19 protein-coding genes are annotated in these 20,259 nt (G+C 46.0%); 9 read left to right on the top strand and 10 right to left on the bottom strand.

The features are described 5' to 3' along the window. Positions 1-181: 181 nt before the first annotated feature. Both QUA27_RS03085 and cas6 read left to right on the top strand, forming a co-directional pair. Complete coding sequence (locus QUA27_RS03085; RefSeq protein ID WP_333066265.1) at positions 182-1,264, top strand: class I fructose-bisphosphate aldolase; 1,083 nt, start codon at positions 182-184, stop codon at positions 1,262-1,264. 192 nt (positions 1,265-1,456) lie between these two features. After that, the gene (gene cas6 / locus QUA27_RS03080; protein WP_333066264.1) at positions 1,457-2,338 is read left to right on the top strand and encodes a CRISPR-associated endoribonuclease Cas6; all 882 of its coding nucleotides are present in this window, start codon (positions 1,457-1,459) and stop codon (positions 2,336-2,338) included. On the opposite strand, the gene QUA27_RS03075 is transcribed toward cas6, so the two are convergent. Then, positions 2,339-2,665 carry an antibiotic biosynthesis monooxygenase gene (locus QUA27_RS03075; protein ID WP_006631248.1) on the bottom strand — a complete coding sequence of 109 codons (327 nt, stop codon included), beginning with the start codon at positions 2,663-2,665 and terminating at the stop codon, positions 2,339-2,341. Positions 2,666-3,092: 427 nt separating this feature from the next. On the opposite strand from QUA27_RS03075, the gene QUA27_RS03070 reads away from it, so the two are divergent. Beyond that, positions 3,093-3,560, top strand: coding sequence for a response regulator transcription factor (locus QUA27_RS03070; RefSeq protein ID WP_333066263.1), 468 nt, complete (start codon positions 3,093-3,095; stop codon positions 3,558-3,560). Between the two features lie 100 nt (positions 3,561-3,660). Further along, a complete protein-coding gene (locus QUA27_RS03065; protein WP_190732612.1) occupies positions 3,661-3,954 on the top strand; it encodes a DUF2103 domain-containing protein in 294 nt (97 codons plus the stop codon). On the opposite strand, the gene cpcF is transcribed toward QUA27_RS03065, so the two are convergent. The 8 genes from cpcF to cpcB form a co-directional block, all read right to left on the bottom strand. After that, the gene (gene cpcF, locus QUA27_RS03060) at positions 3,943-4,569 is read right to left on the bottom strand and encodes a C-phycocyanin alpha-cysteine-84 phycocyanobilin lyase subunit CpcF (protein ID WP_333066261.1); all 627 of its coding nucleotides are present in this window, start codon (positions 4,567-4,569) and stop codon (positions 3,943-3,945) included. The genes QUA27_RS03065 and cpcF overlap by 12 nt on opposite strands. Positions 4,570-4,743: 174 nt before the next feature. Continuing rightward, the gene (locus tag QUA27_RS03055) at positions 4,744-6,813 is read right to left on the bottom strand and encodes a tetratricopeptide repeat protein (protein WP_333066259.1); all 2,070 of its coding nucleotides are present in this window, start codon (positions 6,811-6,813) and stop codon (positions 4,744-4,746) included. A gap of 284 nt (positions 6,814-7,097) precedes the next feature. Then, positions 7,098-7,937 carry a C-phycocyanin alpha-cysteine-84 phycocyanobilin lyase subunit CpcE gene (gene cpcE, locus QUA27_RS03050; protein WP_333066258.1) on the bottom strand — a complete coding sequence of 280 codons (840 nt, stop codon included), beginning with the start codon at positions 7,935-7,937 and terminating at the stop codon, positions 7,098-7,100. Positions 7,938-8,173: 236 nt separating this feature from the next. Next, positions 8,174-8,446 carry a rod-capping linker protein CpcD gene (gene cpcD / locus QUA27_RS03045; protein ID WP_333066256.1) on the bottom strand — a complete coding sequence of 91 codons (273 nt, stop codon included), beginning with the start codon at positions 8,444-8,446 and terminating at the stop codon, positions 8,174-8,176. Positions 8,447-8,568: 122 nt separating this feature from the next. Further along, a complete protein-coding gene (locus QUA27_RS03040; RefSeq protein ID WP_333066254.1) occupies positions 8,569-9,438 on the bottom strand; it encodes a phycobilisome rod-core linker polypeptide in 870 nt (289 codons plus the stop codon). A 193-nt stretch (positions 9,439-9,631) separates the two neighbouring features. After that, entirely contained in the window at positions 9,632-10,447 is an 816-nt protein-coding gene (locus QUA27_RS03035; protein ID WP_333066253.1) for a phycobilisome rod-core linker polypeptide, read from the bottom strand. A 148-nt stretch (positions 10,448-10,595) separates the two neighbouring features. Then, a complete protein-coding gene (cpcA, locus tag QUA27_RS03030; protein WP_006631256.1) occupies positions 10,596-11,084 on the bottom strand; it encodes a C-phycocyanin subunit alpha in 489 nt (162 codons plus the stop codon). 102 nt (positions 11,085-11,186) lie between these two features. Then, entirely contained in the window at positions 11,187-11,705 is a 519-nt protein-coding gene (gene cpcB, locus QUA27_RS03025) for a C-phycocyanin subunit beta (protein ID WP_332948147.1), read from the bottom strand. A 540-nt stretch (positions 11,706-12,245) separates the two neighbouring features. Here cpcB and QUA27_RS03020 point away from each other — a divergent pair. Continuing rightward, positions 12,246-12,392 carry a hypothetical protein gene (locus QUA27_RS03020; RefSeq protein WP_333066252.1) on the top strand — a complete coding sequence of 49 codons (147 nt, stop codon included), beginning with the start codon at positions 12,246-12,248 and terminating at the stop codon, positions 12,390-12,392. Positions 12,393-12,538: 146 nt separating this feature from the next. On the opposite strand, the gene QUA27_RS03015 is transcribed toward QUA27_RS03020, so the two are convergent. Beyond that, positions 12,539-12,778: a hypothetical protein gene (locus tag QUA27_RS03015; RefSeq protein WP_333066250.1), complete on the bottom strand. Its 240-nt coding sequence runs from the start codon at positions 12,776-12,778 to the stop codon at positions 12,539-12,541. Positions 12,779-13,072: 294 nt separating this feature from the next. Here QUA27_RS03015 and QUA27_RS03010 point away from each other — a divergent pair, with 294 nt between their 5' ends. The 4 genes from QUA27_RS03010 (at position 13,073) to QUA27_RS02995 (ending at position 20,207) form a co-directional block, all read left to right on the top strand. After that, the gene (locus QUA27_RS03010; protein WP_333066248.1) at positions 13,073-15,889 is read left to right on the top strand and encodes a cation-translocating P-type ATPase; all 2,817 of its coding nucleotides are present in this window, start codon (positions 13,073-13,075) and stop codon (positions 15,887-15,889) included. Between the two features lie 296 nt (positions 15,890-16,185). Further along, a complete protein-coding gene (locus QUA27_RS03005) occupies positions 16,186-17,418 on the top strand; it encodes a DNA replication/repair protein RecF (protein WP_333066247.1) in 1,233 nt (410 codons plus the stop codon). Positions 17,419-17,565: 147 nt separating this feature from the next. Further along, positions 17,566-17,964 carry a photosystem II protein Psb27 gene (psb27, locus tag QUA27_RS03000; RefSeq protein ID WP_333066245.1) on the top strand — a complete coding sequence of 133 codons (399 nt, stop codon included), beginning with the start codon at positions 17,566-17,568 and terminating at the stop codon, positions 17,962-17,964. A 599-nt stretch (positions 17,965-18,563) separates the two neighbouring features. Next, the gene (locus QUA27_RS02995; protein WP_333066243.1) at positions 18,564-20,207 is read left to right on the top strand and encodes a family 10 glycosylhydrolase; all 1,644 of its coding nucleotides are present in this window, start codon (positions 18,564-18,566) and stop codon (positions 20,205-20,207) included. Positions 20,208-20,259 lie beyond the last annotated feature (52 nt).

The raw sequence follows: 20,259 nt of genomic DNA, 5'->3' as shown, positions 1-20,259 counted from the left end.
CAGATCCGGCTGAACTGCCAGCTTATTATAGAGTAGCGCGTCCTAGCTGCTGTTGTCGCTAACTTGTTAAAAACTGAGTCTAGCGTTGAAGGGATGGAAAATATGATTTTTTCGCTACAATATCAGCAAGGTTAATGTCTGCAATCATCAGCCTGCAATTGAAATTGAGAGGGAAATCTGTATGACAGCTACACTATCAGTTCCCAGTTCGATCGAATCTTGGCTTGGTGACGAAGCCGAAGACTTGCTCACCCATCAAGCAAAAGTTTCTAAAGATTTGTTGCACCTGCCGGGCCCGGATTGGGTCGATCGCATTTTTGCTCAAACCGATCGATCTCCCCAAGTTTTGCGATCGCTTCAGCAACTCTATTCTAGCGGACGCTTGGCAAATACTGGCTATTTATCCATCCTGCCGGTAGACCAAGGAATTGAACACTCAGCCGCCGCTTCTTTTGCACCGAATCCCATCTATTTCGACAGCGAAAATATCATTAAATTAGCAATTTCTGCTGGCTGCAATGCGGTCGCGACAACGCTGGGAGTTTTGGGAAGCGTATCTCGCAAATACGCGCATAAAATCCCTTTTATTGTCAAGCTCAATCACAACGAATTGCTGACTTATCCCAATCAATTCGACCAAATCATGTTTGCGACCGTCGAGCAAGCTTGGAATTTGGGAGCAGTTGCAGTGGGAGCAACAATTTATTTTGGTTCGCCGGAATCGACGCGGCAAATCCAAGAAGTCAGTCAAGCTTTTGCTCACGCTCACGAATACGGAATGGCGACAATTCTGTGGTGCTATCTCCGCAACGATTTTTTTAAACAAGACAAAGATTATCACGTTGCAGCCGATTTAACCGGGCAAGCAAATCACTTGGGAGTGACAATTCAAGCTGACATTATCAAGCAGAAATTGCCCGAATGCAACAATGGCTATGGAGCAGTTGCTAAAGCAAGCGGTCACAGTTACGGCAAAACCGACAAGCGCGTTTATTCGGATTTGACAACGGATCACCCGATCGATCTAACTCGCTATCAAGTGCTCAACTGTTATGCGGGAAGGATGGGTTTAATTAACTCCGGCGGTGCTTCCGGGAAAAGCGATTTTGCAGAAGCAATTCGCACGGCAGTAATCAACAAGCGCGCTGGCGGCTGCGGCTTAATTTCCGGCCGCAAAACTTTTCAGCGTCCTTTTGAAGAAGGCGTAAAATTGTTCAACGCCATCCAAGACGTTTATTTGTCGCCAGAAATCTCGATCGCCTAAAAATTTACCGCACAGAGATTTGCCTCCATATCACAACCTAAACGTAGGGTGCGCACTGCGCACAAATCTTCCTAAACGTAGGGTGCGCACTGCGCACCTTACCTTCTTGAGATTGGTTAATATAACTTGCAACTTAGCTGTAATCTTAATACTAGCTGAACATTTCTAAAGACACAGTATTATAATTTAAAAATGCCCCACAGCCTTGTTTTAAACCTGCTGCCAGTTGCACCAATTCCATCCCAGTTTTTAACGGGACGGCACCTCCACGCTTTATTTCTCAACTTGGTGAGTGCTGTAGACAGCGATTTGAGCGCGTACTTGCACGACCAATCTCATGAAAAAGCTTTCACTTTAAGCCCTTTTCAAGTAAGCAGAAAAGAGGCTTATAAAAGCAGCACACCACAGCCACAAAAGAGAGTTTTGCCTCCGGCTTCCCGCACAATTCCGCAGACTGTACAGTGGGAACACAAGCAAGCTATTCAGGAAAATACGCCGATTTGGTGGCGAATTTCTCTGCTGGATGACGCTTTGTTCGATCGCCTAACTCAACTTTGGCAGCAACTTAATCTCGATATCCCTTGTCATCTCGGTCCGACAAATATATACATTACTAATATTTTGAGCGAACCGCAATCAAGCCAGTCTTGGGTAAACTTTTGTACTTACCCCGAATTGTTCGATAGAGCTTCGGAAAGTGAGCGCCAAATTGCTTTTACTTTTTGCACTCCTACTAATTTTCGGCAAGGTGTATACGATAGTTCTATGCCAACTAGAGAAAGTATTTTCGGCAGTTTAGCGAATCGCTGGAACAAGTACAGCAGTATTGCGATCGAACCTACTTTCACAGAAGCTATTTTTCCCAGTTTCTTCGATATCCGAACCGAAGTTTGTACTGATTCTCGCAGTAAATTTATTGGCTGCGTCGGCGATATTAGTTACCGAATTATGGGAGATATAGCTCCTGCTACTATCAAGCAAATTAACACTTTAGCAGATTTTGCGCTTTACAGTGGAGTCGGGCGAAAAACGCCGATGGGTATGGGAATGACGCGCAGGTTGCAGAATTTTTAATCATTCACTTTTGGGCTGAATTTCACTGACGATTTCATAAACATTAGTGTCTGGTATTTTCGCAAACAAAGGCGTCATCTGCTTCAATATTTCCTGATAAGCTTCGCTTTGATTGGCTGCCATATCTTCTACGCTTTCCCAAAAAATGATGGCAATACCTTTGTCTGTATTGGGCAATTGCAGCAAGTATGCTCCCTTAAAACCTGTGGCATAAGTTGCAACGGCTTTTTCAAAAAGTTGTTCTGCAGCTTCAAATTTTCCGGGTTTAAATTCGCCAATGGCAACGTAGGCAAACTGATGTCTGAGAAAGTCTAGAAATTCTGACATATCTTTTTCCTCACTTAATAGCGATACAGCAAGTTATATTTTACCCGATCGCCACAAATTTGTGAACTTAACAGGTTGGAGTTTCGCGCTCAGCTCATCGGCGGATTTATTAATTACACGTAACTGAGCTCGCCACTTAAATAGAAACTTTTTGAGTCAGGCGGCTGGAATTTTTATTAAATAAACTATTGAAGCGCTGATTTTATACGTTCACAATCCTAGGTACGCCGGAGCGACTTCTACCGCTAGTACACAAGGTAAAGCTGCTGATAACTCAAGTCTTGTGTGTAACTGCGAGCATACACAAAGCTGTAAAAAGTGCGAGTCAAAAGCGGTTTTTTGCAATAACCCTATTGAATTATTTAAAACTCACGTGTAACAATTATAACACAACGCTAAAAACAAAGTAAAGAGCCAGCTCAAACAAATGAAAAAAATATTAGTAATTGAAGACGATCACTTAATTCGAGAAACGGTATTAGAACTTCTGGAATCGCGTGGTTTTGAAGCTATAGGCGCCGAGAATGGAAAAGTTGGTATCCAGTTAGCTGCACAAATTCCCGATTTAATTTTGTCTGATGTCATGATGCCGGAACTCGACGGTTTTGAAGTATTTGCTGCCGTGCGATCGCACCCTGCAACCGCCAGCATTCCGTTTATTTTTATGACAGCCTCCGAACTGGAAAAAGCCCTGGAACTCAAAGCAGACGGCTATCTCAAAAAACCTTGCAGCGTAGCAGAAATGCTCGGGGCGATCGCCGCTCAACTAGAAAAACCGACAGTTACCAACCCACAACATCAAAAAGTACAGGACAATTCTGCGGCATCAAATCTTAGCTTGCGCGCCAGGAATCAAAAATCTCGGTTTGAGATTGCCTCGGTTTGCTGGCAATGACACTCACAGTAACGTTATTGATACACAAGTTGAGGGAATTTCAAATTGGTTCCACCCAGGGGTGGCTTAGACTGGGTATGTTGAATTTGGTTAAATATTTATGAACGCACAACCCAAAGGCCGCCTAGTTTGGAATCACTCTACCCACCTTCCCGGTTTGATACCAATTTTAGAGCGCCTCACCCTAAAAATCGGCATTCAAACTGTCACTCCGGGCGTCATCAACAAAGTTAAAGGACACATCCCCCGCATGACATTAAGAGTGTCAGTACCCATCCGCGGGGGATTTAAAATCATCGCCAGACAGGGCAAAACTGTACAAGAAGTCTTTATATTAACCACTCTCAGTCAAGGGGACTTGGAAGAGACTATCGCCCAAACCCTAGCCAAGTGACAATATTTTCTTAGCAAGCAAAGCCCGAGCCCTAACTGAAGTAGTTTCATCGCTTTGGGTGATTTCCTCAAGTCTGGCCGAAACTTCCGCTAACCAATCCGGTTTAACAGTCGCAGCACCCGCCAAAGCTTGCAAACCCCCCGCTGCTGCGTAGCGAACCACCCATTCTGGATCTCGGGACGCTTGCAGTAGCGTTTTCACAGCGCGAAGTTGAGCATCTGCAATTTGTTCTGCCGGCATTAGTTGCCAACAAATCGTCCCCAAACCCCTAGCGGCTGCCCGCCGCACACTCAAAGCAAAGTCATTCGCCGCTGCATCGAGCAAAATCTCCAAACCCCTGGGGTCGCCAATTCCCGCCAAAGCCCGAACAGCCCAAGCTCTCGCCCCGTAATTGTAGCCGTCAAGCTGTTCTAGAAGCGGCAGCACCGCAGGTTCTCCGAGTTGAATCAGCCCATCAACGGCGGCAACAGCGGCGCCTGGGTTGTTGTAACCGAGCACTGTAATTAATGTAGGAATTGCTTGTTTTGAGGGAGTCGCCGCCAGTGCTTTGACTGCGTTTAACAAGCCTTCGGAAGAATCTGCTTGTTCGACAGCCTGAATTAGTTCTAATGCCATTTATTTGTAAGCTTTACCGTGATTATTGTAATTGTAGGTTGGGTCGATCGCGCGATCGAACTTTTTGCAGCGTGCGTAAGGCGCGGCGATCGACTTGAAAAGCTTCCCCAGCTCAAAGTAGGACTGTCTTGGTTAAAGAGTCGAATCGGCAAAAAACTCGACTCCATACCCGCCCTAGGAGCTCTTGCGCTGTGCGTCGTCATCGCCTTGGCGCTTCCTATAAGACTTAGCCCAAGCATAGCGCTGCGGATTTTTTTTCAGCAGATATTCCACAACTTCCCGACGCTTCTCATCTTTAGCATTTTTGACAACCTGCTTGAGTTCGGAATCTATATCTTCTGACTCAGCACCGCGTTTAATTGCCTCGTTAAACCAACGCTCACCCTCTGAAAATTGACTCCGCTCAAAACAAATAGCTCCCATCAAAGTGTAAGGATGATGACTCTGAGGCTGATACTCAATAGCTTTTAGCGCACATTTTTCAGCATCACCTAATTTATCAATATCTCGAAAAGCACCGCCCCTTGTTGTTAGCAAAGCTGACTTGAGCTTATTTTCTTTGATTTGGTCGAAGTCCAGATTTTCTGTCACCTGCAATGCACTTTTCGGTTCATCTGCCTTACGCCAATGACTGCTGGCGTTGGGCAAGTTCCATTTATTTCCAGTGCGCTCATATTCCTGCTCATAGAAAAGCGCTTCCAGCCTGTGGTATGCCATAGCAATCCTTCCATGACTAGCTAAAAGTTTCTGTTGTATTAACTGAACAACTAACACAGGATCTAGACGCTCTTCTTTCTCCAATTTTACCATGATTGCGTAAAACGGCTCGAAGGGGAAATCACGAGCTATAATCCGATACTTGACCTTGAGAGCAGCAAATTCCTTTTCTTGGGCAAAAGTAATTACATCCTCACGTCCATTTTGTTTCACCCAATCAATATCAGCCTCACTCAACTGCTCTCCCGATTGGATTTTGGATTTCAGACTAGCAGCATATTTGTCAATAGCAAAAGTAATGACATCCTCACGTCCATTCTTTTGTAACCAATCAATATCAGCCTCACTCAACTGCTCTCCCGATTGAATCTTAGACTTCAGACTAGAAACATATTTTTTTATAGCAACAGTAATTGTCTCAGTCAGTTTACGCTTTTTCAAAAAGTTAATATCGGGCTCACCTAGCGGATTTTCTAAATCAATTTTTTTGAGAACTTTATACAGATGGCTCGATCGTGATGAATCCTCAGATTGATTAGGTTTATACTTAACTTTCAGTTCAGCAAAGTGCCGGGTCTGTTCAATCTCCAAAACAATGTTAAGCGTTTCGCTAAGTTGATGCTCTTCTAGCCAGTTAAGTTCTGACTCGGTCAACTGTATATCTGCATCCAGGTTTTTCAGGATTTGACAAAGCGGACTAGAGACAGATGTTTCTGGGTATTCACTAGCTTTGTACTTATCCTTGAGTTGGGCAAACTTAGCTTCCCGTACAGCTTTTTGTTGCCAAAAAATTTCTAGAGTATCAACCAGTTGGTTATTGAACAGCCAGTTAGCCTCTACATCACTTAATATTTGTCGTGCATCGAGTTGCTTGAGAATTTGATACAAGGGGCTATCAAGTGAACAATCTGGATATTGAGTTGCTTGGTACTTACACTTTAGTTTAGCAAAGAGCTGTATTTGCCGATAAATCTTTATCGGTTCATAAAACTGCCTCGATTTCATCCATTCCATCTCTGAATCACTCAGTGGATTTCCACTGTCAATTTTCCAAAGAAGGTCATAAAGACAATTGATCGTTAAATCCGAGCTACTAACTCGATATTTTCTCGCTAGTTCAGACAAATGCCTCTCTTGTTTTATTTTTTCTTGTTGCTTTCGTTCATACTCTCGTTCCACTCGTTCCTGCTCTTGTTCATGCTCTCGTTCCCAAATAATCTTTACTTGTTGTTGCTCTTTTTCCAAAGCCATCGTTTCTTCTTCACTCAGTTTCTCACCGGAGTCAAATTTCTTAAGGATTTGATAAAGAGGATTGGAGGGAGAAAGATCCATTATCCATCCCCATTCTTTTATAAAAAGATGTTCCTCTGAAGTCAGGTTCACTCCCTCAGTACGCATATTCAGAAGTCCTCTCAACGTACAACATATACTAGAAAGAGGGACTCCCCCATATTGCTGTGCTTTATGAGTTGCTTTATACTTAACCAGGAGAAATGCAAATTCTTCACAAAAACTTTGATATTTCATAACAGCTACACCTCAATATTTTCACTCAAAACTCACAAAAATTAACATAGAATGATATCTCTCATTCCATCAAATCATCCGCCGTCGGTTCAGCCGGATCAAACCGATAAAATAGTTCTCAACTGCCTGAAATATAGATAGGCGGTAGGGAAACAGCACTGCTGTTTCCTGAATTTACTGAAATATATATAGTCGGTAGGGAAACAGCAATGCTGTTTCCTGAATTTACGCGAGAAAATTGAGCATCGCTACAGCAATCGTATTTTAGTTATGAACTAATTTTTTTAAAGTAAACTATCCATTAAGTTCATAACTTGGATAGCTTCATCTGACAAAGATAGTGATTCTTGTTGATTGAGGTGATGCTCCAAAACTCCTTTCAGCGCAATCAATTTCATGCTATTTTCTGCTAAAGTTTCAGAAATAGCTTGCGCTCCAGGCAAATAGCCGATCGCCCCCAAGTCCATCAAAGCCGATCGTCTCAACTGCAAATTATCCCCATTCAAAGCACTTACTAACCGCTCTCCGTAAACCCGCTCTCCAGTTAACTGATACATCGCCCGCGCCGCAGCGTACTGCACCCGCTCCACAGAATGTTCTAAAAAAGGTGAAATTAGAGGTATTGCTTCTGTCGCTTTCAGCGTTCCCAAAGCTTCAATTACCGAGTCGTAAGGTTGCACGAGGTGCGATTTTCCTGGCACTCGCACGGCCACAGCTACGCCCCCATCCAATAGCTTCATTAGTGGCTCAATAGAATCGATCTCGCCCAGCATTTCTAGAGCTTGAGCCGCCGCTTCCCGCACGTAATAATCAGCGCATTCCAAACAACGAATCAGGGCCGGTAAGGCTTGCTTGTCGCCCAATTTACCCAGAGCCCGCGCCGCATTTCGCAATAGGGAATAGTCGCCGATTTTTGTTTGTTCTGACTCTTCTTCCAATGCGGCAATTAAAGCTGCAATAGCTGCCGGTTCCTTGACTCTAAATCTACCAATCCACCAAGCAGCATAATACCGCAGACTGTAATCTTGGGAGTGCAAATTTGCGATCGCCTGTTCAACAGTTAAAGACTCGCCCTCAGCTACACCCGCCGGCGGTGAGTCAGATTCGTAATAATCCATAGTCATTAGTTATTAGTTATTAGTTATTAGTTATTCGGCTATTGAAATCGCTGCTACCCAGACACAACCTGCAAGGGTTAGGGAAACTCGTCGATTCAAATCGCTACTAAACAGACAAAACCCGCCTGGGCGGGTTACATTAACTTTTAGTCCGCTTGGAGTGGACTTTATTTGTCTAGCAGTGATTTTCATCGCCCCTTCTAGCTTTTGTAGGAGCGATTTTAATCGCCCCTGCAACCAAACTATTGGTGATCACCCGATGATTCATGGGATGATTCTGCACTCGCGCTTAAAGGATGAATGCTGACAATTTTCCCGCCCATGCGAGTAATCCGCTGCATTTCTTGATTCATCCGATTGTAAGGCACGTTGATAAATGTACTCGCGCTCGATCGAATCGAATAATCCACATTATTTGTTTCATCGCTTTGGCGCAAGCCCACAACTTCATACCGAAAGCAGCGACCAGCCGAAGCTGTATTGCCACTTTTTCCAGCTACAATTTGACCCAGCATAAGCTTCTTGGTAATTGGTAATTCTGAATGTTGACTGTTGACTGTTGACTGTTGACTGTTGACTGTTGACTGTTGACTAAAAGCTAGTAACTGCCAACTGCCAACTGCCAACTACCAACTGACTAAATTGGAGTAATGCTGGCGATTTTCGCGCCCATGCGTTGAAATTTCTGCATTTGCGAGGACAACTCCTCAACAGGTACGATGAAAGCCTTGCTGCTGCGGCGCACGCTGGGATAGCCGCCCGTGCGAATGCCGGAAACTTCCACGCGCACCAGCCGCCCTTCTTTGCCGTAAGCTGCAGCGCCGCCGAAAGTGCTGGTGGGAGTTACGTTTCTGGCAGAAGGCCGATATGCCCAACCTTCGTTACCGCCAGAAGGTCCAACTACAGCCGTGGCGGTGTTAGTGCCGAGTTCGACAGCTAAGCGAGAGTTATTGCCTTCTAGTTGAGATGTATCGCTGTTTGCATAGCCACGATATAACCGGAACATCCGGGTAAAACCGACGGTTTTTTGCCCCCGCTGGGTGTTAAAGCCACGGTAGTAAGGCACGATACTTTCGCCGAAGTTTTCTTGATACTCTACTGAATCGATGTAAGAATCAATATCAGCGTCGTAGCCTTGTGTTTGGTACAAATCTAAGTGCTCAATTACTTCAGATTCGTCGTAGGGAGCGCGACCGAGCAAGTGTTTGTAGTTTAGTTCGATCGTCCGAGTTTGGAAACTGTTGTAGAAAAACTTGGTTTTGTACAGTTCTGACTTAGCTACAGCGCGTACAAATTCTCGTACACTCAAACTGCCGTCCCGCAGCAAAGACTCGGAACTTGTAAGTCGCTCGGATTTCATTAAATAGTCGTTGCCCAACACCTGACGGTAAACCGCACGAATCACAGTTTCAACGTCGTCTTTGGTGTAGTTCGGGCGCAATTCTACCTTCGGCGCATCGCTCAATGCGGATGTTCCTAGTCTGGACGCTGCTGTTGTAATCGCCACCAGATTTTCTCCTAAATTATTAATGACAAAAGTTTAATGCTTGGTTGCACTTGAAATTTTTAGGACTAAGGATAATATGCCTCAAAGTAGGGTGTACACTGCACACCTTACCTATACACATAAAATTGAAGAATTTTTTAGCCTTAGTCCTAATTTGCTAAAGACGTTTCCAAAAAAACCGTCTTTACAAACTTTAAGCTGTGGTAATACTTACCACTTTGCCGCCACGTTTGTTGATTTGCTGCAAGCGGCTCGAAAGTTGCTCGTAAGGCACGAGATATTCGGTAGTAGTCCGCCGCACTTGAGGCAAAAAATTAGCGGAACCTTGCATTGCGGTGACTCGGTAGAGTTGGTCGCGAGAACCGCCGGAGGTGCCGCCAAGGGCTTTTCCGGTGGAGGCCGTGTATATCGGCGAGGCCATATTTCTCGCTACTTCCCAAGTCAGCCGGGCTTGGGTTTGGTTTTGCGATCGATCGCTAGAAGCAAAACCCCGGTACAGTTGAAACATCCGGTTAAAACCGACGGTTTTTTGACCTCTTTGAGTCGCGAAACCGCGATAGTAAGGCACTACACTTTCGCCAAAATTTTCTTGATACTCAACTGAGTCAATGTAAGAATTGATTTCAGCTTCGTAGCCTTCTGCATTGTACAAATCAACGTGGAAAGCAATTTCCGACTCGTCGTAAGGAGCGCGGCCCAACAAATGCTTATAATTAAGCTCAATTAACCGCGTTTGCGAGTTCGGATAAAAAAACTTTTTCCGATAGGTTTCGGAATGTGCAATTGACCGCACAAAATCTTTCACTGAAATCTGCCCTTGCAGTAGCAGAGATTCAGCACTGGTAAGTCGTTCGCTCGACATTAAATACTCGTTGCCGAAAACTTGACTGTAAGCAGCGCGAATTACTGCTTTCGCATCCTCTTGCGTCCAGTGGGGGCGCAGTTCTACCCTTCCCGCTTCTTCAAAGGCTTTTATTCCCAACCGTTCTGCAGCAGCTAGTCCCGCCATCTTCGCTTCTTCCTTTTTTGCTGTAAAAATTGAAAACTGCTTAAAAAAGTATTTGCAAAACTAGGCTTGGATCGCAGATGCCCGGAATTGTAAACAACCGCTAACACTTAAGCTAACAGCAGCTTACAATCCCGGGCATCACGCAAATCTAGCTCAGAGCGTTGATTGCGTAGTCGATGTAGGAATTCGCTTCAGTTGCAGCGTCGCCACTGAGACCGTGGTTGCCTTTGATGTACTTGAGGGCTTCAACGTACCAGCTAGGAGACAATTCAAATGTCCGGTTGATTTCGTCAACACCTGCAATCAGGTACTCGTCCATCGGACCGGTGCCGCCTGCAACTAAGCAGTAGGTTACCATCCGCAAGTAGTAGCCGATGTCGCGAGAGCACTTGGCTTTACCTGTTGGGGTAGAAGCGTAGTTCGGGCCTTGCATTTGTTGGGTGTACGGGAATTTGTTGTACACAGCTTGAGCTGCACCGTCGATCAAGCGCTGAGAGTTGGCGGTCAAAGCCTTGGCTGCTTCCAAACCTGCTGCTGCTTGGCGGAAACGGCCGAAGGCAACTTGTAGTTCAGTGCTGCTCAGGAAACGACCTTGAGAATCGGCTGCTGTTACTGCTTCAGTCAAAGGGGTTTTCATTGTTCTGGTTTCTCCCTAATGTTGTGTTGTTTTTGTACAAAAATGATTGTTTGCAAAAATGCGATGCTCGCTTCTTTACAAGAAAGGTTCGCTTGGCTATTTTTAGCCGACTGCACTAGCTGCGCGGTCGAAGTAGCTGCCGATTTCAGACATTAGCGAGCTGCAATCACCACGGGTAACACCGTTGGGGTCGTTAGCGATCGCAATTGCTGCTTCCTTCATTTTTTGCACGCCGGCTGCAACTGAGCCACCGGGAACTCCCAGAGCTTGGTATGTTTCACGCAGACCGTTCAAGCAGCGGTCGTCCAAAACGCTGGCGTCGCCTGCAAATGTTGCATAGGTGACGTAGCGCAAGATGATTTCCATATCGCGCAAGCAAGCTGCCATGCGGCGGTTGGTGTATGCATTGCCACCAGGAGCGATCAGTTGTGGCTGTTCGGCGAACAAGGTGCGAGCTGCATTGGCTACGATGCTGGATGCGTTGCCGGTGATGCGGTTTACTGCGTCAATCCGCTTGTTGGCGTCGGAAACCATGCTGCTGAGAGCATCGAGTTGACCCTGAGCTAGAAATTCGCCCCGAGCGTCAGATTGGGAAACCACTTTTGTAAATGCGTCAAACATGAAAGAACTCTCCTACTTGAGTTAATTGAGTTTGGTTGCGGTATAAAACCGTTAAGTTAAATTTGTTCAGGCTACGAGTGCCTGCAAGGGTTGAAATTTGATGCCAGCTAATCTGCTGGTCCGATCGAGTTCTCCCTTTCCGCTACCTGCACTATTGTTACATCGTAACGGACGTTTAAGAAACCTTAGAATTTTTTACATCTTTTATGAGATGCGACAAACCTTGTCAATCAGTGTTTTTGTTAACTTTGGCCTGTCGTTTCAACCCTCTGATAATCTTTATACAACGCTCGCCCGTCTTTGTTTATTACAAATTATTACAGAAAGTTATCTCTCTAAGAAGGTAAATGTCTGGGTGGGCAAGTCCGGGCTAATCTCCTTCCTGCGGTAGATGCGGGGTTGCACAAACAAAAGCAGAGTTTGCTTCTTTCGCCCTGCAGTTGCGGTTGAACCGCCCCGAACCATCTCATAGACCGATCGCCTTTGTTGGCTTTCTCTGGAAAAGCCAAATTGTTAAGAAGTATTAAGTAAATTAAAGTTTTGGTAAAAAAAGGCTGGGGGAATAGGGAAAAAGCAAAAATTCTGCCCCATCTCAGGATGGCGGCAGAATTGGGTGTGGGCAAAATCCCAAAGATTGTGAACCCGATCGCCACAGCCTCAGCTTTTGCCGGAAATATCAGCATTTAGCGACAAAACTCAGCCGTTGGAAGTTGAAAGACCGGAGCCGGTCTTTCATAACGCGGGGATGCTGGCTCTGGGGAGTCATTGAACTTCACCCCAGAGCCAGCATCTATATACTGTTTGTCCCCGCAGTGGTTGCAAAAAAACTGTCTTCATCCTGTTCTATGTTCTGCTTCCCACAGGCTAGTCGCACGGAAGGGTGTGGCAAGCTGAGCATTGTTGATGGTGAGAAAACCAACATAGGCGATCGAGACCTGTTGAGGCAGGGCCATTTTTCTTTTAACATTAAAACTCAGCGAAATAGATGAGTTAGGATATTCGCCTTTGATTAGGTTTGTTTTAAGGTAGGTTTTGACCTGCGGCGCACGCTTGCATCCCCGGACTAAAGTCACTCTTGCTTTCAGCTTCTTTTCTGCGTAATAGCCGAAGGAATTGCTAATTTTTAGTAGTAAGGTGGATAGGTGCTATCAGCCGTAGGCCTACAAACGGCGCGATCGGGCCTGCAGAGGCAGTGAAGTTAAAAGCTTTTTGCTCTACCGCATCGAGCCGCCCAAAACCAGTCCCAAGTTCAACAGTTTTTTATTCACAGATCAAAACTTAAAACTCTCTCACTGTAATCAGCCAGATGGATCGGCTGTAGCTGTCCGGCCGCAACCACCTTTATGCCCCATCCTTGATCGTAATTTATGTCTTCAAATTCTCCCTCTTCTTGGCACACCGTAGCAATTGACAAAACTCTCAACCAGCTAAGCAGCAACAAAGAGGCTGGCTTGAGCAGCCAACAGGTGTCAGAACGCTTGCAGCAATACGGCCCCAATGAACTCGAAGAAACAGGAGGCCGCAGTCCGTGGTCGATTTTTGTCGATCAGTTCACCAACATCATGTTGGTAATGCTGATGGGTGTGGCCGTGATTTCGGCTTTTTTGGACATTCGGTCGAATACTTTTCCCAAAGATGCGATCGCCATTTTTGCGATCGTCATACTCAACGGCATTCTCGGCTATTTTCAAGAGCAAAGTGCTGAAAAAGCCCTCGCAGCCCTCAAAAACCTCGCTTCCCCCCTAGTCAGAGTCGTGCGGGACGGCAAAACTTCGGAAATAGCAGCCAAGGAACTTGTACCCGGAGACGTGATGCTGTTGGAGGCTGGGGTAAAAATAGCAGCAGACGCACGCTTGATCGAAACGTCAAATCTGCAAGTCAGAGAATCAGCTTTAACAGGGGAAGCTCTAGCAGTAACCAAGCAAGCAGAGCTAGAACTTCCAGAAGATGCTTCGTTGGGCGATCGACTCAACCTGATTTTTCAGGGCACAGAAGTTGTTCAGGGACGAGCAAAGGCGATCGTCACCAACACCGGAATGCAAACTGAACTCGGCAAAATTGCCACCATGCTTCAGTCAGTAGAAAACGAACCGACTCCCCTGCAAAAGCGGATGGACCAGTTGGGAAAGGTTCTAGTCTCCGGTGCCCTAACCTTAGTCGCAATTGTCGTCATCGGCGGCATGATTACCTTCCAAAACGGCAGCCTGGGGTTCGATACCAGCAGGTGGGAAGAGTTGTTAGAAGTTTCTCTGAGCATGGCTGTGGCTGTGGTTCCCGAAGGACTCGCAGCAGTCGTGACAGTCACTCTAGCACTCGGAACTAGGCGGATGGTGAAGCGAAACGCCCTGATTCGCAAACTGCCTGCGGTAGAAACTTTGGGATCGGTTACTACCATTTGTTCTGACAAAACAGGTACTCTGACTCAAAATAAAATGGTAGTTCAGCTAGTGTCTACGGGCGACTGCACAGTCGCCGTCGCAGGCGATGGCTATGCACCGATCGGAGATTTTACCGATCGCCTGACATCGGCCAAAATTAATAATTTAGAGGAATATCCAGAACTCGAATCTTTATTAATTGCCTGTGCAGTTTGCAACGACGCAGTATTGCAACAAGAACAGCAAGAATGGCAAATTTTAGGCGACCCCACAGAAGGAGCTCTGCTGTGTGTAGCGGGAAAAGCAGGCATTTATAAGGAAAAACAGTCTCAATTGCTGCCGCGGACGGCGGAATTTCCTTTTTCTTCCGAACGCAAACGGATGAGCGTAATTTGCGAAGTGCCGGGCCGATCGGGAAATTCGGGATTTCCCGCAGAAGGACAGCAGCCGAATTATTTGATGCTGACAAAAGGTTCTCCAGAGTTGACTTTGGAGCGCTGCAAAGGCATTATAGTCGGCGATCGAGTACAACCTTTAACCCAAGAGATGCGCGATCGCATCCTCGCCGAAAACAACAACATGGCAAGCGGCGGTTTGCGAGTCCTTGGGTTTGCGTACAAACTTTGGGAAAACTTGCCTCCCGAAGGTTCTGAGGAAACCAGCGAACAAGACATGATTTGGCTGGGACTCGTCAGTATGTTGGACGCCCCGCGCCCGGAAGTGCGGGAAGCAGTGGTGAAGTGCCGCAATGCTGGCATTCGGGTGGTGATGATTACAGGAGACCACCAGTTGACAGCAAAAGCCATCGCCTACGATTTAGGTATTGCTAGAGAGGGTGATCGAGTTCTCACCGGTCAAGAATTAGAAAAGCTCAGCCAAGAAGAACTCAAACAGCAAGTCGAACAAGTTAGCGTTTACGCCCGCGTTTCCCCGGAACACAAATTGCGAATAGTCCAAGCTTTGCAAAGTTGGGGTAAATTTGTCGCGATGACCGGCGACGGAGTTAACGACGCCCCCGCCTTGAAACAAGCCGATATCGGCATCGCCATGGGGATTACCGGCACCGATGTCAGCAAAGAAGCTAGCGATATGGTGCTCCTCGACGACAACTTCGCCACTATTGTCGCTGCCGCTGAAGAAGGGCGAGTGGTTTATAGCAATATTCGCCGCTTTATTAAATACATTTTGGGCAGCAACATCGGCGAAGTTTTGACAATTGCGGCCGCACCTTTAATGGGTTTGGGAGGAGTGCCGCTGACGCCGCTGCAAATTTTGTGGATGAACTTAGTAACAGACGGCGTTCCCGCTTTGGCCTTGGCCGTGGAACCGGGGGAACCGAACGTGATGAAAAGGCCTCCTTTCAGTCCGCGAGAAAGTATTTTTGCGCGGGGTTTGGGTTCTTACATGATTCGGATCGGGATTATTTTTGCAATTTTGACGATCGCGATGATGTCCTGGGCTTATGGATATACTCACTCTCCCGGACACGGCGATCCAGATGCTTGGAAAACAATGGTGTTTACAACTCTTTGTTTGGCGCAAATGGGTCACGCGATCGCAATTCGGTCTAACACTCAGCTAACTATTGAGTTAAATCCCTTCACTAATGTTTTTGTGTGGGGGGCTGTAATTGTGACTACTATTCTGCAATTGATGCTGATTTATGTTCCGCCACTGAGAGCCTTTTTCGGTACTCATTATTTAACGGGGTTTGAGTTGCTAGTTTGCTTCGGTTTCAGCGCTCTGATGTTTGTCTGGATTGAAATGGAAAAACTGTTCTTGCGCTTTTACAAATCTAGAAAATAGTGTTAACGGCTGACGAAGACTGAGCGAGGTTTCATTATTAGCTAGCACCCTCGCAGGCAATATTCTCAAGCACATCCGCCAGGGGTTTCAACCCCTGGAACACTACCAAAGTCATCGCTATGAAGACTAAAGAGATTGTGTCACAATAAAACATTTATTACTTCGTTATAATGTCATTGCAAGGGCAGCGAGTGGCGCAAATCGCAATCGTAAAAGCGCTCGGTTGACAACCTGTAAAATGCGCCCGGTCGTGCACCCTACGATGGCTGTATTACCAATTACCAATTACTAATATTATGTATTTGAAAACGCTGCACCTACGGCAGTTTCGGAACTACTTCGATCAAAAGGTAGCGTTTGACGCTCCCAAAACCATTTTAGTAGGAAATAACGCGCAAGGAAAATCTAACTTGTTAGAAGCGGTAGAGTTGCTTTCTACCTTAAAAAGCCACAGGGTAGGGCGCGATCGCGATTTAATACTCGACTCCAAGCCGATCGGGCAAATTGATGCTACACTCGAACGTCAAACCGGAGCGATCGACTTAGCTTTAACTCTTCGCTCTGGGGCGCGTCGGACACTGAAGATCAACGGTGAACCGCTGCGCCGCCATTTAGACTTTTTGAGCGTCTTAAATGTCGTGCAATTTTCTTGTTTGGATTTGGACTTAGTGCGCGGCGGGCCCGAAGGAAGGCGCAATTGGATCGATCGCCTAGTCATCCAACTAGAACCGATTTACGCTCACATTTTGCAGCAGTACAACCAAATTTTGCGCCAGCGAAACGCTCTGTTGAAACGTTCTAAAGAAATCCGCAAAGCGGAATTTTCCGACAGTTTTGACAAGATGCGATTTATGACACCTGAAAGTCCCGAACCGGAAAATACAGAAGACTTACCCCTCCCCAATTCCCAATTCCCAATTCCCCGGTCGGAATTAGCTTTGTGGGACGCGCAGTTGGCGACAGCGGGTGCTCGCGTCATCCGCAGGCGCGATCGAATTTTGGAGCGTTTGATGCCTTTAGCTCGAAATTGGCACCGTTCAATTAGCGGTTCAGCAGAAGTTTTAGATGTGAAATACCAAGCTAATATTGAAGTAGGGGCGGAATTAATCGCTAAAGATAATCTCGAAGGAGTGCGGCAAGCATTTTTAGAGAAAATTCAAAAAAGGGCGATCGCAGAACAGTTTCAAGGAACTACTTTAGTGGGTCCCCACCGGGACGACATTACATTTACCATTAACAATACCCCAGCTCGTCAATACGCATCCCAAGGTCAGCAGCGAACTCTGGTATTAGCATTAAAATTAGCCGAACTGCAGCTTATTGAAGAAGTCGTCGGCGAAGCGCCTTTACTCTTGCTCGACGACGTACTTGCAGAACTCGATCTGAGCCGCCAAAATCAACTTTTAGAAACAATTCAAGAACGATTTCAAACTCTGATTACTACAACTCACCTAGGCGCTTTTGATGCTCAGTGGCTGCGACAAACCCAAATTCTCTCCGTCGTTGGTGGACAAATCAATCGATTTTAGATTTTAGGTTTTAGATTTTAGATTGACAAATTTTCTGTTTCATGGTATTGATGCAATAAATTTGAAAAATTGGCATTATTAGCTCAATTCGAGATAGGATAAAGGTTAATTTTGATTGCCGCTTTCGCTGCCATTTTTGTAAACCTTATGAAGCATTACATTTCCCGTCTGTTAGCCCTGGTATTAGTTGTTGTCATCGGCGTAGCGGGCTGTACCAATGTTCCGGCCACTCTGAGTGGAGATTACGGCCAAGACACATTAGCATTAGTGAATAGCTTGAGAACAGCGCTCACTTTGCCAGAGGGCACGCCGGAAAAAGCAGCCGCTCAAGCCAAGGCTCGCACAAGTATCAACGATTTTTTTGCTGCCTACCGCCGCGATCCCGCTCTTACCAAGCTGGCATCTTTCACGACAATGCGGACGGCATTAAACTCTTTGGCAGGACATTACAGTTCCTATCCAAACCGTCCCGTTCCTGAAAAATTGAAAAAGCGCCTTGAGTCAGAATTTCAGCAGATTGAAGCTGCTCTTAACAGAGGAGCTTAATCTCAAAATTTAGGATCAAGGATAAATTTTAATAATTCATCTTTCATCCTTGATATTGGAGTCTTAACAATTTTTAGTAGAAATATCAACTGCTTTTAGCGCCCACTGTATCCAGGCGCTTTTTTATAGGGAAAAAATACTGAACAATCGAACTGGATATGATATCAAATCCGTTAGCATCGGAATAGTCAATTCGAGTTCACTGTTGAGTGTTGACTGTTGACTGTTGACTGTTACTGTTCACTGTCAACAGTCAACATTCAACAATCACGGACGGTGCAACCGGAATCGATATGATATCAAATCCGGGCTTTTTACCCCCTTTATTTTGAGTGCGCGAAGGCAGGTGCCTGGGGGCCTTCGCTTAGGCGGACGAAAGTTTGTATAGCTTAGCAGCGCTTTAATCGCGGAGTCTTATTTTGCCCGATCGCCCTTATTGGATTTAAATACCCACTAGATAGAATTTGCATTGTGCGATCGACTTGTGCCATAACTAAGTCAACGGAAAAAAGTAGAAAATTTGTAGCTGCTTGTTGAGCGCGATCGCATTTTTGCGATCGCCACCCAATTTAAACCAGAAAACCCCATTCCATTCTCCCATGAAAATTGCACCAACTCGCATCGCGAATTTTCAACACCAGCGACGCTTTTTAAGTGCGGTAACTGCTGTTTTAACCAGTAGCTTCATCAGCCAGCTTGTTTGGCCGTTTATCGGAAATCAACCAGCTTTTGCCCAAACATCAGCCTACTGCCAATTATCCCAAGAACAGGTCAATCAAAAAGAAGACTTGCGCCGCGCCGCGCTCTCGGGCAAACGGGAATCTCAGCAAGCATATTTTGCTGTTTTGAACAAACACGCGCGGGAAATAGCAGAATGCCGCCAAAAAACTTGGCCGGAAACCCAAGCAGTTTGGCTGCGTTTGTATCCCTGCGATGTCAGACCCGGAGAAATTGATCGAGTATTAGACAAAGTTGTGAATAAAGGTTACAACCAAGTCTATATAGAAACATTTTATGATGGTCAAGTGCTGCTACCAGTCGCAGACAATCCTACGGCTTGGCCTTCTGTTTTGAGAAATCGCGGTTACGAGAAATACGACTTGTTAGAAAAGGCGATCGCCAAAGGCAAACAGCGAGGTTTAAAAGTATACGCCTGGTTGTTTACCATGAACTTTGGGTATACCTATTCTCAGCGTTCCGACAGACAGCAAAGCCTCGCTATCAACGGTAAAAATCAGACAACTTTAACAGTAGTTCAAGACGCAGGAATTAACGATGATTTAGGAGAAGTTCCGGGCAATCAAGCCTTTATCGATCCGTACAACCCGCAAGCGAGGCAAGACTATACTTTGTTAGTAAATCAAATAGTCAAGCGCAAGCCGCAAGGAATGTTATTCGACTACATTCGCTATCTACGGGGCGTCGGACCGGCTTCAGTTGCTACCAAAGTTCAAGACTTGTGGATTTACGGCCCAGCATCGCAGCAAGTTCTTTTGCAGCGGGCTAGCAATCAGCAAGGGCGAGATTTAATTCAGCGATATTTGACTAAGGGATTTATCAATCCTAATGACGTTCAAGCAGTAGTCAAACAGTATCCAACTGAGCGAGAACCTCTTTGGCAGGGGCGAATTCCACAGGCGATGTCAGTAGCAACTCCACCTTCTAGAAGAGAGAATGCCGCATCAAGATCTGCCTCAACAACTCCCGCCACTAACAAGCCAAAGGCTGCAACTGCCACACCAAAACCGACACCGCCACTTCCCGATACTGGCATTCTGCAAAAAGACCTGTGGAAACTGAGCGTTGCTCACGCAGTGCAAGGGATTTTAGATTTTTTTGGAATAGCTATTCAACCAGCTCAAAGGATGGGAATTCCTGTAGGAGCCGTGTTTTTTCCCACTGCAAATCAAGCGATAAATCAAGGGGGATATGATTCGAGATTGCAGCCTTGGGACAGCTTTCCTGCTGCTGTGGAATTCCACGCCATGTCTTACGGAAATTGCGGGGATGTAAGCTGCATTGTGCCACAGGTGCAGCGGACAGTGAGTTTAGCGCCTGCGGGAGCAAAAATTATTCCTGCCATTGCTGGAGATTGGGGAAAACCTCTCAGAAATCGGCCGTCTTTGGAGATTCAAATGCGGGCAATTCGCTCGGCGGCGCCGCAAATTAATGCGGTGAGTCATTTTGCTTTTGGGTGGCAAGAACCCGATGATGAAAGGGCGCGGCAAACTTGCCGGTTGTAGATAGTCCTTGACAGATAGGGTGTCATCATGTTGTTTTATTGTCGCCGAAAGA

The organism is Microcoleus harperi Pol14_C6 (assembly GCF_036701295.1).
Lineage (GTDB): Bacteria > Cyanobacteriota > Cyanobacteriia > Cyanobacteriales > Microcoleaceae > Microcoleus.
This window is presented reverse-complemented; position numbering and strand designations above follow the sequence as displayed.

Bases quoted from the DNA above. Each gene is read 5' to 3' on its own strand.
- QUA27_RS03070 (WP_333066263.1), top strand. From the start codon at position 3,093: ATGAAAAAAATATTAGTAATTGAAGACGATCACTTAATTCGAGAAACG.
- QUA27_RS03065 (WP_190732612.1), top strand. From the start codon at position 3,661: ATGAACGCACAACCCAAAGGCCGCCTAGTTTGGAATCACTCTACCCAC.
- QUA27_RS03010 (WP_333066248.1), top strand. From the start codon at position 13,073: ATGTCTTCAAATTCTCCCTCTTCTTGGCACACCGTAGCAATTGACAAA.
- QUA27_RS03035 (WP_333066253.1), bottom strand. From the start codon at position 10,447: ATGGCGGGACTAGCTGCTGCAGAACGGTTGGGAATAAAAGCCTTTGAA.
- QUA27_RS03005 (WP_333066247.1), top strand. From the start codon at position 16,186: ATGTATTTGAAAACGCTGCACCTACGGCAGTTTCGGAACTACTTCGAT.
- cas6 (WP_333066264.1), top strand. From the start codon at position 1,457: ATGCCCCACAGCCTTGTTTTAAACCTGCTGCCAGTTGCACCAATTCCA.
- QUA27_RS02995 (WP_333066243.1), top strand. From the start codon at position 18,564: ATGAAAATTGCACCAACTCGCATCGCGAATTTTCAACACCAGCGACGC.
- QUA27_RS03055 (WP_333066259.1), bottom strand. From the start codon at position 6,813: ATGAAATATCAAAGTTTTTGTGAAGAATTTGCATTTCTCCTGGTTAAG.
- cpcB (WP_332948147.1), bottom strand. From the start codon at position 11,705: ATGTTTGACGCATTTACAAAAGTGGTTTCCCAATCTGACGCTCGGGGC.
- QUA27_RS03085 (WP_333066265.1), top strand. From the start codon at position 182: ATGACAGCTACACTATCAGTTCCCAGTTCGATCGAATCTTGGCTTGGT.
- cpcF (WP_333066261.1), bottom strand. From the start codon at position 4,569: ATGGCATTAGAACTAATTCAGGCTGTCGAACAAGCAGATTCTTCCGAA.
- psb27 (WP_333066245.1), top strand. From the start codon at position 17,566: ATGAAGCATTACATTTCCCGTCTGTTAGCCCTGGTATTAGTTGTTGTC.
- cpcA (WP_006631256.1), bottom strand. From the start codon at position 11,084: ATGAAAACCCCTTTGACTGAAGCAGTAACAGCAGCCGATTCTCAAGGT.
- cpcE (WP_333066258.1), bottom strand. From the start codon at position 7,937: ATGACTATGGATTATTACGAATCTGACTCACCGCCGGCGGGTGTAGCT.
- cpcD (WP_333066256.1), bottom strand. From the start codon at position 8,446: ATGCTGGGTCAAATTGTAGCTGGAAAAAGTGGCAATACAGCTTCGGCT.
- QUA27_RS03075 (WP_006631248.1), bottom strand. From the start codon at position 2,665: ATGTCAGAATTTCTAGACTTTCTCAGACATCAGTTTGCCTACGTTGCC.